Source organism: Streptomyces sp. NPDC057445 (genome assembly GCF_042802855.1).
In the GTDB taxonomy this organism is placed as follows: Bacteria; Actinomycetota; Actinomycetes; order Streptomycetales; family Streptomycetaceae; genus Streptomyces.
Map to the genome: position 1 here is coordinate 39,033 of NZ_JBHVDH010000031.1, position 12,065 is coordinate 51,097.

The following is a 12,065-nucleotide window of genomic DNA, read 5'->3' on the forward strand; positions in this document are numbered from 1 at the left end:
TGATCAAGCGATGGAGATCGCCATGTCATCGACGCCGCACTACATCAAGGCCAACTCGTTCGACCGCGCGGTGAACGCGGTCGTCGGCCACCTCGCCCGGCACGGCATCAGCCTGCTCGGCTCCGCGGAGCTCTCGGTACGCGGCCGAAAGAGCGGTGCCATGCAGCGCATCCCCGTCAATCCGTTCACCCAGCACGAGGCGCAGTATCTGGTCTCGGCGCGCGGCCACTCCCAATGGGTGCGCAACATGCGCGTCGCGGGCGGCGGTGAGCTGCGCGTGGGCCGCAAGGTGCGCACGTTCACCGCCGTGGAGATCCCGGACGACGAGAAGCTCCCCGTCCTGCGCGGCTACCTCGAGCGGTGGGGCTGGGAGGTCAACCAGTACTTCCAGGGCGTCACCGCCAAGTCCTCCGACGCGGAGATCCTGGCGGCCGCCCCTGATCACCCGGTGTTCCGCATCACCGTCATGAACTGACGGCGGCATGAACCGACGACGGCATGGACCGACGACGGCACCGGCCTTCGCGCGGTGAGCCCGCAGCACCGTCGACCGACGGCGCCGTCAGCCCGTATCGCCATGAACCCTCGGCGTCATGAACCGATCGCGGCTCCGTCTGACTCCGGCTCCCCGGAGCCGGTACCGGCGTCCGCGGCCTCGCGGCCCGCCCCGGCGGCACCCACCGGACGCACCCGGTCCAGCGCCTCCAGCGCCCGCCGGACCATGGGCCGCGAGCGCACGATGCCCGCCAGCGAGGTCGACCCACGGGTGATGTCCGCGAACGCCTTCCAGGCAGGACGGAATCCGGTGATGACGGCGTGGAGGATTCCCGGACGCCGTTCGAAGACCGCCAGCATCCGCCGGCCGACGGCCATCTCCACGCCCAGCCCCGCCTTGACGGCGAAGGCATAGTTCAGCGCCTGGCGCCGGGCGTCGACGGCGTCGCCCGCCTCCGCGATCCGTACGGCCCACTCCCCTGCGAGCCGCCCGGAGCGCAGCGCGAACGAGATGCCCTCACGCGTCCACGGCTCCAGCAGCCCGGCCGCGTCCCCGCAGACCAACACCCGGCCGCGCGACAGCGGCGAGTCGTCGGCGCGGCAGCGCGTGAGATGCCCCGACGAGACGGCCGGCTCGAAACCGGCCAGCCCCAGCCGCGCGATGAAGTCCTCCAGATAGCGCTTGGTGGCCGCGCCCTCGCCACGCGCCGAGATCACACCGACCGTCAGCACCTCGCCCTTGGGGAACACCCAGCCGTAGCTGCCGGGCATCGGGCCCCAGTCGATGAGTACCCGCCCTGCCCAGTCCTCCGCGACCGTCGCCGGCACGGGGATCTCGGCCTCGAGACCGAGATCCACCTGGTCGAGCTTGACGCCGACATGGGCTCCTATCCGGCCGGCGCTGCCGTCGGCCCCCACGACGGCGCGGGCGAGTACCGTCTCCCCGTCGGCGAGGACGACCGCGACCGTCCGGCGGTCCGGCACGGCCGGACCGTGCTGCTCGACCCGGGAGACGGCCGCCCCGGTGCGCAGCTGCGCGCCCGCCTTCTGCGCCTGCTCCACCAGCCCGGCGTCGAACTCCGGCCGGTTGACGAGCCCGAACAGCATCCTGCGCGAGCGCCGGGTGCGGGCCAGCTTGCCGTTCATCGAGAACGTGACCGCGTGCACCCTGTCCTGGAGCGGCAGCTCGAAACCGGGCGGCAGCGCGTCCCGCGAAGGCCCGATGATCCCTCCGCCGCAGGTCTTGTAACGGGGCAGCTCGGCCTTCTCCAGGAGGAGCACCCGGCGTCCGGCGACCGCGGCGGCATAGGCGGCCGACGCTCCCGCCGGTCCCGCGCCGACCACGACGACATCCCACACAGGCTCGCCCCGTCCGTTGACGGCATCTGCGTTCTCGCTGCTCACGATGTGCTTCTGCTCCCGATCCGACCCATGGCCCACGCTCTCGACGGCATCCTACGGGCGCGGCCCGCTGCCCCCCGTTGTGGGAGGATCGGCCGTACCTTCGCCGTACACACACCGAAGACAACGTCGCACCCACAAGGAGCGTGCCCATGACCGCCGATCCGATCGCCGAGACCGTCGCGACCTTGATGTCCCGCGCCAAGTCGGAGCTCACGGAGCTGGTGGCGTTCCAGTCGGTGGCGGACCCGGCCGTGGCGCCGAGGAGCGAGTGCGAGGCAGCCGCGAACTGGGTGGCCGACGCACTGCGCGCCGAGGGATTCCAGGACGTGGCGCTGCTCGACACCCCTGACGGTTCCCAGTCCGTGTACGGTCTGCTGCCGGGTCCCGAGGGTGCGCCGACCGTGCTCCTGTACGCGCACTACGACGTACAGCCGATGCTGGACGAATCGGCCTGGGTGACCCCTCCGTTCGAGCTGACCGAGCGCGACGGCCGCTGGTACGGGCGCGGGGCGGCCGACTGCAAGGGCGGCTTCATCATGCACCTGCTCGCGTTGCGCGCCCTCAAGGCGAACGGCGGCATACCGGTCTCCGTCAAGGTCGTCGTCGAGGGTTCTGAGGAGCAGGGCACGGGTGGTCTGGAGCGGTACGCAGAGGCGCACCCGGAGCTGCTGAAGGCCGATGCGATCGTGATCGGCGACACCGGGAACTTCAGGGTCGGTCTGCCGACCGTGACGGCGACGCTGCGCGGTATGACCATGATCCGCGTCCAGGTCGACACCCTCGAGGGCAATCTGCACTCGGGGCAGTTCGGCGGGGCCGCGCCCGACGCCCTGGCCGCCCTGATCCGGGTCCTCGACTCGCTGCGCGCCGAGGACGGCTCGACCGTCGTCGACGGGCTCGCCGCCGATGCGGCGTGGGACGGACTGCAGTACCCGGAGGACGACTTCCGCAAGGACGCGAAGGTCCTGTCCGGGGTCGGCCTGATCGGGAACGGCACGGTCGCCGACCGGATCTGGGCCCGTCCGGCCGTCACCGTCATCGGCATCGACTGTCCGCCGGTGGCCGGCGCGACGCCGTCCGTGCCCGCGAGCGCCCGCGCGCAGATCAGCCTGCGCGTGCCGCCCGGCCAGGACGCGGCCGAGGCGACGAAGCTGCTGTTCGCCCACATCGAGAAGCACACCCCCTGGAACGCCCGGGTGAGCCTGGAGCAGGTGGGGCAGGGCCAGGCGTTCCGAGCGGACGTCAACAGCCCCGCCTACGCGTCCATGGCCGAGGCGATGCGCATCGCCTACCCCGGCGAGGAGATGCAGACGTCCGGCATGGGCGGCTCCATTCCGCTGTGCAACACGCTCGCCGCCCTCTACCCGCAGGCGGAGATCCTGCTGATCGGCCTCAGCGAGCCGGAGGCGCAGATCCACGCGGTGAACGAGAGTGTGTCGCCGGAGGAGCTGGAGCGGCTGTCGGTGGCCGAAGCCCACTTCCTGGTGAACTACGCGCGCTCGAAGCAGGGTTAGGCCGCGCCGCCGTTACGCGGGCGGCGAAGCTCGCGGAGAGCGTAGTTCCGTACGGCCTGCGTGCGCGTCCGCGTACGTTCGCCGTATGGACGTCATCGAAGTGCTCCCCGGGTTGCACATGTTCCGTTTCCCTGTCGGCCAGGCATATCTGTGGTGCGACGGCGAGGAGTTCACGCTGGTCGACGCGGGCCATGTCCATGCCGCCGCCGACATCGAGGCGGCCGTACGGGGGCTCGGTGCCGATCCCGCCGGGATCCGCCGGATCGTCCTCACGCACTGCCACCGCGACCATGTCGGCGCGGCGCAGGAGCTGGCGGACCGGTACGGGGCGCAGGTGCTGGCGCATGCCCTTGATGCGCCGGTGATCCGGGGCGAGGCGCCGGTGCCGGCGCCCGTGCTGCTCGACTGGGAGGTCCCGCTGTACGAACTCGGGCTCACCGTGCCAGAGGCACCGCCGACCCGGGTGGACCGGGAGGTGACGGACGGCGATGAGCTCGATTTCGGCGGAGGGGCCCGGGTGGTGCATGTCCCGGGCCACACCGACGGCTCGATCGCGGTTCATCTGCCGCGCCACGATGTGCTGTTCACCGGGGACACGGTCGCGGGCGTGGGTCAGGTGTTGCCGGGTGTGTTCAACGTGGACCGGGACCGGGCCAGGGCGTCGTTGCGCCGGCTGGCCGCACTCTCACCGTCCACCCTGTGCTTCGGGCACGGCGACCCGGTGACCGTGGACGCCGCGGCGGCGCTGAGAGCGGCGGCCGATGCCCCCGCAGAAGGCGCGTGACCGGGCGGGGTCCCGGTCGCCGCCGGTGGTCCCGGCCGGCTGTTCAGCTGTCCTGGCCGGCTGTTCGGCTGTCCCGGCCGGTTGTCCGTACAACCGGGACACCGGTACTCATCCGACCGGAACGCCGGCTTCCAGGTTGAGCACGGTGCCCCGCTCGCGGGCCCGCAGGGCCCAGCGCAGCCGTTCGTAGCGGGCGGGGGGCAGCATCCCCGCGGCCTCCTCCTCCGAGGCGAACCTCCAGGCCCGCAGTTCCTCGCCCGGCAGCAGCACCCGCGCGGCCGCCTCGCCGCTGAGCCTGCCGCCGTCGAAGAGCAGCCGGAGCCCGCCGTAGCCGGGCGGCCGTGGCGGCTCCCAGTCGACGACCAGCAGCCGCGGCACGGCGTCGAGCCGGATGCCGATCTCCTCTGCGACCTCGCGCATCCCCGCACGGGCGGGAGCCTCTCCCTGTTCCACCACCCCGCCGGGGAACTCCCAGCCCGGCTTGTAGGTGGGGTCGACGAGGAGCACCCGGTCCTCGTCGTCGAAGAGAAGGACCCCGGCGGCCAGCGTCTCCGCGGTCGGCTCTGGCGTCTGCACGATGTCGCAGGCTCCGGCGCCGCCGCTGCTCATCGCCTCGGCGACTGCTTCGGCGGTCTCGCGTGGCGTCAGACGCGAGGTGTCGACGACATGGGCGTCGGCGGTGAGCCAGCCGAGGGCGCTTCGGTAGGGCTCGATGTGGTCGTACGCCCATTGCCGTACGCGCTGTTCTGCGTCGGGGACGTCCGGCTCCTCGCGTGCGGCGATACGCGTACGCAGGATCGTTTCCTCCGGGGCGAGCAGGACATGGCGGACCGGTATCCGGCGGGCGGCGAGGCCGCCGAAGATCTCGTCCCGGTAGTCCTGCCTGAGCAGCGTCATCGGCACGACGAGCACGCCGCCGACCTCGGCGAGCAGAGCGGCGGCCGTGTCCACGACCAGCCGGCGCCAGATCGGCAGGTCCTGGTAGTCGCTCACCTCGTCGAGCCGCTTCTGCGGCAGCAGATACCGCAGCGACCCGCCGGTCACCTCGGGGTCGTACAAAGTGCTGTTCGGGATCAGATCGATCAGTTCGCGAGCGGCGGAGGTCTTGCCCGCGCTGAACGCACCGTTGATCCAGACGATCACGGTTCCCCCTCTTCCGATAGCCCCCAGTGGACTGCCCGCAACACCCTGCCACGGAAACCCGTGTCCGGGGCGGGTCGGACGGGCCGGGTCCGCTCCCGGACGGCCGGAAGACGGTCGTCGCCCGGTCATGGCCGGGCGGGGCGTAACAGATCCGGAGGAAGCGTCGTTGGGGATCACGATGGCGAGGGGGGTGCCGAATTGACGAGGGGGTGCGCGAATGCGCCGCAGGGTGCTGGAGATGTTTCCCGCAGGCGGACCGCGGGGCAGCTGGCCGGCAGAGGAGTTCGCCCGCGCCCGGCGTGACGAGGGCCTGCCCGCGGAAGTCGTGATGGACCTGGACGCCGACGCGTTCCTGGTGGTGGTGCCCCAGCAGTCGTCCGAGCAGGGGCGCAGGCCGGTCGGTTGACGCGGCCGGGGCGGGTGCGAGCCGTCGCCCCGGCGGACCGGCCAGGTCATCGGAACGTGGGCAGCCGGCCGTTCACCCCGTCGTCCCGGCGGGGGGCCGCGGGTCGGCCGTCACGGCGGGCTACTCGTCGAGCGACCACTGGTCGTAGGCGTGTTGGCCATATTTGGCCGCGATGACGCGGCCGTCGCCGTCGCCGTCGATCAGGAAGTCGGCGGGAAGCCCCGGCCGTCCGCCGGGCCGTGTCGCTGCCGGCCGGTGTTCCCGGCCGCGGGCGATCACCCAGGCGCTGCGCGCGATCGCCGCTCGACCGGGCCCCGAGCACGCGGGCTGAGCAGCGAGCAGGGCGCCGGCTCCACGCCGAACTCGGCGTACAGCACCTTGCCGGGGCCGGCGATCACGGCGAACGGCGGGTCGGCCGTGGGCGACTGCGCGATCCACCTGTCCCTCGGGGCGACGGCCTGTCCGGCGTCCGGCCCGGCACGCCCGGTAACAGTCAACGCGCGACGCACACTCGCCCGACCGGGACAGTTGGCCGACGCCAAGTGGCGGTTCTGGCGTGGTCCCGGTCCCGAGGCTGAGAACTCGCCCCCACCGGGCGCTCGGACTCAGCGGGTCGCCGCTGTCTCGCCCCGCAGGCCGGGCGACGCGGCGGCTGCCGCGCCCAGGAGGCCCGCGTCCGTGCCCGTGCGGGCCGGGACCACCACGAGGTTCTGGACGAAGGAGAGCGTGGCGTAGTCATGGAGCGCACGGCGCAGGGGGGTGAAGAGGACGTCCCCGGCGCCTGCCACTCCCCCACCGATGACGGCGATGTGGATCTCCACGAGCGTTGCGGTCGCGGCGATCCCCGCGGCCAGGGCCTGGGCGGCGCGCTCGAAGGAGGCGACGGCCACGGGGTCGCCCGCGGTCGCCGCGGCGGCCACGGCCACGGCCGATGTGTCGCCGCCGGGGCCCGGCCGCCAGCCGTCCTCGATGGCGCGGCGCGCGATGTTGGGGCCGCTGGCTATCCGCTCGACACAGCCCCGACCGCCGCAGGGGCAGGGATCGCCGTCCAGGTCGACGCTGATGTGGCCGATGTGGCCCGCGTTTCCGGTCGGCCCGGGATACACCCTGCCGCCGAGGACCAACCCACCGCCGACGCCCGTCGAGACCACCATGCACAGCGCGTTGTCGTACCCGCGTGCTGCTCCCTGCCAGTGCTCGGCCGCGGTCATCGCGACTCCGTCGCCCACCAGCTCCACGGGGAGCCCGCCGGAGGCCGCGCACACCCGGTCCACCAGGGGAAAGCCCCGCCAGCCCGGCACGTTGACAGGGCTGACCGTGCCCGCCGACGCGTCCACCGGCCCCGCGCTGCCGATGCCGACCGCCCTCGTATGCAGCCACAGGGGCGAGGTCGCCAGTTCCGCGAGCACCGTCTCCACCGCACGCATGACCGTCTCGCCGTCCTCGCGGGACGGCGTCGGACGCTGGGCGCGGACGAGAATCCTGCCGCTGCCGTCCACCAGCGCGCCGGCGATCTTGGTGCCACCGATGTCGAGCGCGGCGACGAGGTCGTTATGCATGTATGTGCGATCTCCAAGGGACTGGCGCAGCGGTGGCCGCCACCTGCGGCCTTGACGACCAGTCTCCATTGCCCTGACAACGTTGTCCAGGGCCTATGCTCGACGCCACAGCCTTGCACAGCGCCCCCGGTGCCCGCAGGGCAACTCGCAGGGGCCCCGAGCCGGGCACACCGACGACGACAGGACAGCGCACCGTGGCCGAGTTCGCCCGCCGCCCAGAGACCACCCGCTACGGCACCCGGCCCACCATGAAGGACGTGGCCGCGCGTGCCGGAGTCGGCCTCAAGACGGTCTCGCGGGTCGTGAACGGCGAACCCGGCGTCACCCCGGACACGGAGCGACGCGTACAGGAGGCCATCGAGGCGCTGGGCTTTCGGCGCAACGACAGTGCGCGGGTGCTGCGCAAGGGTCGCACCGCGTCCATCGGCCTGGTCCTGGAGGACCTCGCCGACCCCTTCTACGGGCCACTGAGCCGGGCGGTGGAGGAGGTCGCACGGGCCCACGGCGCGCTGCTGATCAACGGGTCCAGCGCGGAGGACCCCGAGCGGGAGCAGGAGCTGGTGCTCGCGCTGTGCGCCCGCCGTGTGGACGGGCTGATCGTGATCCCCGCGGGGCACGACCACCGCTATCTGGAACCGGAGATCAAGGCGGGCATCGCGACGGTGTTCGTGGACCGGCCGGCCGGGCGGATCGACGCGGACGTCGTCCTGTCGGACAGCTTCGGCGGCGCCCGGGAAGGCGTCGCCCATCTGATCGCCCACGGCCACCGGAGGATCGGGTTCATCGGCGACCAGCCCCGCATCCACACGGCCACCGAGCGCCTGCGCGGCTACCGCGCGGCGATGGACGACGCGGGGCTCCCGGTCCACGAGCGATGGGTCGCCCTCGGTTCGACCGACCCGGAGCGGGTCACGGAGGCGGTCGAGGCGATGCTCTCCGGGCCCGACCCGGTCACGGCGGTCTTCGCGGGCAACAACCGCGTGACCGTCACGGCCGTACGGGTCCTGGCGGGGCGCGACGCGCCGGTCGCCCTGGTCGGGTTCGACGACATCGAACTCGCCGATCTGCTCGGCATCACCGTCATCGCGCAGGACGCGGCCGCCCTCGGCCGTACAGCGGCGGAGCGGCTGTTCCGACGGCTCGACGGGGTTGCGGAGGAGCCGGCCCGGGTGGAGCTGACGACCAGGCTGCTGGCACGCGGCTCCGGCGAACTGCCACCGGGACGGTAGCCGCGCACAGACAGGGGGCAACACCCGGCGCCCGTCGGCGAGTTCACGGCACTCACCCGGCGCGGACCCACCGTCCGGAACCCCCGCGGCCAGGCCGCGCACACGATGCCCGGCTGTCCGGCGGGCTTTGCTTTCCCCGTGTTTCCCCGTGCTCTCCCGGCGCCTTGCCGGTGCTGCCCCAGGGGCCTTTCCGGGCGCCTTTCCGAGGCTTTCCCTGGCCCCTTCCGGGCGCTCTTCCCGGTGCCACAGAGTTGCCCGCCGATTGCGTGGAGTTGCGCCGGCGTTGATGGACAGGACAATTATGGGGTGGCATGAGCTTTCCGTCCGAGGCGGAGGGAGAGGGATTGTGAAGTCTCCGATGGCTGTCTCTCAGAGTTCGGGGCGCGTGCGGGTCGTACGCCTTCTTCATGTGAAGGAAGGCATGGAAGAGGGTTTCATCAGCGCCTACGAGCAGGTACGCAAGCGGGTTGCGGCGACCCCTGGACACATGGGCGAGCAGTTGTGCCGTTCGGTCGACACTCCTGGGCAGTGGATGCTCACCAGCGAGTGGAAGGACACGGATGCCCTCAAGCAGTGGCGGACGAGTCCCGAGCACGAAGCCCTCGTCAAGTCGATGAACACGTTCCTGCACGGCGACCGGTCGACCACCCTCTTCAACATCATGGAATGAGAGGCCGGTTCGAGGACGGGACCTGAACCGCCGGTCCTCGTCGCCGGTTCTCTCCGAACCCCCGGCGTCTCTCTCACCGCGCGCGACGTGCGGTGAGAGAGATGTGCCGGGACCGCGATCGAACGGGCCCGGGAGGGTTCACCACCCCGCGGGCCTCCCTCAGCGCTCAGGCGGCGCCGTCGACCGCACGGACAACTCGTGTCGGGGCGCAGCCCAGTTGCCCCGGCCCGACGCTCGCCGGAAGCCGCCCTCCGCCCGGGCGCTACCGGGCCGTGGCCGTCAGACCGCCGCGTCGCGGCCGCGCGAAACCGTCGATCTCCTGGCGACCCAGTCCGGTGAGGCGGACGACCTCGTCCTCGTCGAGCGCACCGCAGTCGAGTCCGCGCAGCAGATACCCGCTGAGCGCCTTCGCCGTGGCGGGCTCGTCCAGGATGTCGCCGGCGCCGCCCCCGGACGTGGCGACGTACGCGGCGAGGCGGGCCGCCGCCGCCTCCACGCCTTCGCGATAGAAGGCGAAGACGGCGGCGTAGCGGGTCGGCAGATGTCCGGGGTGCATGTCCCAGCCCTGGTAGTACGCGCGCGCGAGCGCACGGCGGGTCAGGCCGTAGTGGAGCCTCCACGCCTCGTGGACGTGCTCGGTGGAGCCGACAGGCAGCACGTTGGTGGAGCCGTCGGACACGCGGACGCCCGTACCCGCCGCGGCGACCTGCATGATCGCCTTGGCGTGGTCGGCGGCCGGGTGGTCGCTCGCCTGGTACGCGGCGCTGACGCCGAGGCAGGCGCTGTAGTCGAACGTGCCGTAGTGAAGGCCCGTCGCGCGGCCCTCGGCGGCGTCGATCATGCGTGCGACGGTGGCGGTGCCGTCGGCAGCGAGGATGGCCTGGCTGGTCTCGATCTGGATCTCGAAGCCGATCCGCCCGGTTTCCAGGTCGTGCGCCCGCTCGAAGGCCTCGAGAAGGCGCACGAACGCCGTGACCTGCTCGGGGTAGGTGACCTTGGGGAGGGTGAGGACGAGACCGTCCGGGAGGCCGCCGTTCTCCATCAGGCCGGTGAGGAAGATGTCCGTGGTACGGATGCCGCGGTCGCGTACGGCGGCCTCCATGCACTTCATGCGGATGCCCATGTACGGGGCGGCGGTGCCGGTGGCGTACGCCTCTGAGATCAGGCGGGCGGCGCGGGCGGCGTCCGCGTCCTCGTCACGGCCCTGGTAGCCGTCCTCGAAGTCGACGCGGAGATCCTCGACGGGCTCCCGCTCGAGCTTGGCCCGTACGCGCGCGTGGACAGGCTCCGCGAGTTCGTCGGGCAGACCCAGCACCCGGGCGAGGGTTGCCGCGTCCGGCGCGTGCTCGTCGAGCGCAGCGAGGGCCTGATCCCCCCAGGAGCGGATGGTGCCGGAGTCGAAGGCGTCTCCGGGTACGTACACGGTGTGGATCGGCTGGCGGGTGCCCGGGTCTCCGGGGTAGCGACGGGCGAGCTCCGCGTCGACCGGTGCGAGCGAGGCGCTGATGCCCTCGTGGACCGTGCCTGCGAGGCTCGTTGCCGGCTTCTCCTGCTGCCCCATCGCTGCACACCCTCCTGTTTTCCGCCAAACGGAATCAACAATCCGCATGGTGAAGCTAGTCGGCGCGACTGACCTGCGTCAATGGTCCGTCTCAACAGCGCGGGGCCGCGCGGTGAGGTTCACCGCGCGGCCCCGGACGAATGCCTGCCGGGTTCAGCCCTTGCGGGTGGTGATCTCGTCGGTGAGCTGGGGGAGGACCTGGAAGAGGTCGCCGACGACGCCGTAGTCGACGAGGTCGAAGATGGGGGCTTCGGCGTCCTTGTTGACGGCGACGATGGTCTTGGAGGTCTGCATGCCGGCGCGGTGCTGGATGGCGCCGGAGATGCCGGAGGCGATGTAGAGCTGGGGGGAGACGGACTTGCCGGTCTGGCCGACCTGGTTGGTGTGCGGGTACCAGCCGGCGTCGACCGCGGCGCGGGAGGCGCCGACGGCTGCGCCGAGGGAGTCGGCCAGGGCCTCGATCACGGAGAAGTTCTCGGCGCCGTTGACGCCGCGGCCGCCGGAGACCACGATCGCGGCCTCGGTCAGCTCGGGGCGGCCGGTCGATTCGCGCGGGGTGCGGGAGACGATCTTGGTGCCGGTGGCGTGGTCGCCGAAGGTGACGTTCAGGGGTTCGACGGTGCCGGCGGCCGGGGCGGGCTCGACGGGGGCGGAGTTCGGCTTCACGGTGATGACCGGGGTGCCGCGGGTGATGCGCGACTTGGTGGTGAAGGAGGCGGCGAAGGCGGACTGGGTGGCGACCGGGCCCTGGTCGCCGGCTTCCAGGTCGACGGCGTCGGTGATGATGCCGGAGCCGATCCGGACCGCGAGACGGCCGGCGATCTCCTTGCCCTCGGCGGAGGAGGGCACGAGTACCGCCGCGGGTGAGACGGCGTCGTGGGCGGCCTGCAGTGCATCGACCTTGGGCACGACGAGGTAGTCGGCGAACTCGGGGGCGTCGGCGGTCAGGACCCTGACCGCGCCGTGCTCGGCGAGGACGCCGGCGGTGTTCTGGGCGCCGGGGCCCAGGGCGACGGCGACCGGCTCGCCGATACGGCGGGCCAGTGTCAGCAGTTCCAGGGTCGGCTTGCGGACGGCACCGTCCACGTGGTCGACATAGACGAGTACTTCAGCCATGGGACTTCTTCTCTCCTGCTTGCGAAGTATGCGGGGCGGTGGGGACGGTGACCGGAGCTCAGATGAACTTCTGGCCGGCCAGGAACTCTGCGAGCTGCTTGCCGCCCTCGCCCTCGTCCTTGACGATCGTGCCGGCGGTGCGGGCCGGGCGTTCGGTGGCGGAGTCCACCGCGCTCCAGGCGCC

At 72.1% G+C, this 12,065-nt stretch carries 11 protein-coding genes and 1 pseudogene; 6 read left to right on the top strand and 6 right to left on the bottom strand.

Annotated elements, in window-relative coordinates; genetic code table 11:
* The first annotated feature begins 22 nt into the window (after positions 1-22).
* Positions 23-475 carry a nitroreductase family deazaflavin-dependent oxidoreductase gene (locus tag ACFU5O_RS34950; RefSeq protein WP_384246577.1) on the top strand — a complete coding sequence of 151 codons (453 nt, stop codon included), beginning with the start codon at positions 23-25 and terminating at the stop codon, positions 473-475.
* Between the two features lie 116 nt (positions 476-591).
* On the opposite strand, the gene ACFU5O_RS34955 is transcribed toward ACFU5O_RS34950, so the two are convergent.
* Positions 592-1,899 (bottom strand): geranylgeranyl reductase family protein, encoded by a 1,308-nt coding sequence (locus ACFU5O_RS34955; protein ID WP_384246578.1) that lies wholly within the window; start codon positions 1,897-1,899, stop codon positions 592-594.
* Positions 1,900-2,048: 149 nt separating this feature from the next.
* On the opposite strand from ACFU5O_RS34955, the gene ACFU5O_RS34960 reads away from it, so the two are divergent.
* Together ACFU5O_RS34960 and ACFU5O_RS34965 are read left to right on the top strand one after the other, a co-directional pair.
* The gene (locus ACFU5O_RS34960; RefSeq protein ID WP_384246580.1) at positions 2,049-3,413 is read left to right on the top strand and encodes a dipeptidase; all 1,365 of its coding nucleotides are present in this window, start codon (positions 2,049-2,051) and stop codon (positions 3,411-3,413) included.
* An 85-nt stretch (positions 3,414-3,498) separates the two neighbouring features.
* On the top strand, positions 3,499-4,197 hold the full coding sequence (locus tag ACFU5O_RS34965) for an MBL fold metallo-hydrolase (RefSeq protein ID WP_384246581.1): 699 nt from the start codon (positions 3,499-3,501) through the stop codon (positions 4,195-4,197).
* Between the two features lie 108 nt (positions 4,198-4,305).
* Here ACFU5O_RS34965 and ACFU5O_RS34970 read toward each other — a convergent pair whose 3' ends face one another.
* Complete coding sequence (locus ACFU5O_RS34970) at positions 4,306-5,340, bottom strand: NUDIX domain-containing protein (protein WP_384246582.1); 1,035 nt, start codon at positions 5,338-5,340, stop codon at positions 4,306-4,308.
* Positions 5,341-5,557: 217 nt separating this feature from the next.
* On the opposite strand from ACFU5O_RS34970, the gene ACFU5O_RS34975 reads away from it, so the two are divergent.
* Positions 5,558-5,746: a hypothetical protein gene (locus ACFU5O_RS34975; RefSeq protein WP_384246584.1), complete on the top strand. Its 189-nt coding sequence runs from the start codon at positions 5,558-5,560 to the stop codon at positions 5,744-5,746.
* Between the two features lie 605 nt (positions 5,747-6,351).
* On the opposite strand, the gene ACFU5O_RS34980 is transcribed toward ACFU5O_RS34975, so the two are convergent.
* Positions 6,352-7,305, bottom strand: a complete 954-nt coding sequence (locus tag ACFU5O_RS34980; RefSeq protein ID WP_384246586.1) for an ROK family protein — start codon at positions 7,303-7,305, stop codon at positions 6,352-6,354.
* 194 nt (positions 7,306-7,499) lie between these two features.
* On the opposite strand from ACFU5O_RS34980, the gene ACFU5O_RS34985 reads away from it, so the two are divergent.
* Together ACFU5O_RS34985 and ACFU5O_RS34990 are read left to right on the top strand one after the other, a co-directional pair.
* A complete protein-coding gene (locus tag ACFU5O_RS34985) occupies positions 7,500-8,534 on the top strand; it encodes a LacI family DNA-binding transcriptional regulator (RefSeq protein WP_384246587.1) in 1,035 nt (344 codons plus the stop codon).
* A gap of 358 nt (positions 8,535-8,892) precedes the next feature.
* Positions 8,893-9,204, top strand: a complete 312-nt coding sequence (locus ACFU5O_RS34990; RefSeq protein ID WP_384246588.1) for an antibiotic biosynthesis monooxygenase family protein — start codon at positions 8,893-8,895, stop codon at positions 9,202-9,204.
* 262 nt (positions 9,205-9,466) lie between these two features.
* Here ACFU5O_RS34990 and ACFU5O_RS34995 read toward each other — a convergent pair whose 3' ends face one another.
* From ACFU5O_RS34995 to ACFU5O_RS35005, 3 genes and pseudogenes are all read right to left on the bottom strand, one after another.
* Entirely contained in the window at positions 9,467-10,765 is a 1,299-nt protein-coding gene (locus ACFU5O_RS34995; RefSeq protein ID WP_384246590.1) for a DUF6986 family protein, read from the bottom strand.
* 153 nt (positions 10,766-10,918) lie between these two features.
* Positions 10,919-11,881, bottom strand: coding sequence for an electron transfer flavoprotein subunit alpha/FixB family protein (locus ACFU5O_RS35000; protein ID WP_384246591.1), 963 nt, complete (start codon positions 11,879-11,881; stop codon positions 10,919-10,921).
* A gap of 58 nt (positions 11,882-11,939) precedes the next feature.
* Positions 11,940-12,065 (bottom strand): annotated as a pseudogene (locus ACFU5O_RS35005) (electron transfer flavoprotein subunit beta); the annotation flags it as partial.

Bases quoted from the DNA above. Each gene is read 5' to 3' on its own strand.
- ACFU5O_RS34950 (WP_384246577.1), top strand. From the start codon at position 23: ATGTCATCGACGCCGCACTACATCAAGGCCAACTCGTTCGACCGCGCG.
- ACFU5O_RS34960 (WP_384246580.1), top strand. From the start codon at position 2,049: ATGACCGCCGATCCGATCGCCGAGACCGTCGCGACCTTGATGTCCCGC.
- ACFU5O_RS34965 (WP_384246581.1), top strand. From the start codon at position 3,499: ATGGACGTCATCGAAGTGCTCCCCGGGTTGCACATGTTCCGTTTCCCT.
- ACFU5O_RS34975 (WP_384246584.1), top strand. From the start codon at position 5,558: ATGCGCCGCAGGGTGCTGGAGATGTTTCCCGCAGGCGGACCGCGGGGC.
- ACFU5O_RS34980 (WP_384246586.1), bottom strand. From the start codon at position 7,305: ATGCATAACGACCTCGTCGCCGCGCTCGACATCGGTGGCACCAAGATC.
- ACFU5O_RS34990 (WP_384246588.1), top strand. From the start codon at position 8,893: ATGGCTGTCTCTCAGAGTTCGGGGCGCGTGCGGGTCGTACGCCTTCTT.
- ACFU5O_RS34995 (WP_384246590.1), bottom strand. From the start codon at position 10,765: ATGGGGCAGCAGGAGAAGCCGGCAACGAGCCTCGCAGGCACGGTCCAC.
- ACFU5O_RS35000 (WP_384246591.1), bottom strand. From the start codon at position 11,881: ATGGCTGAAGTACTCGTCTATGTCGACCACGTGGACGGTGCCGTCCGC.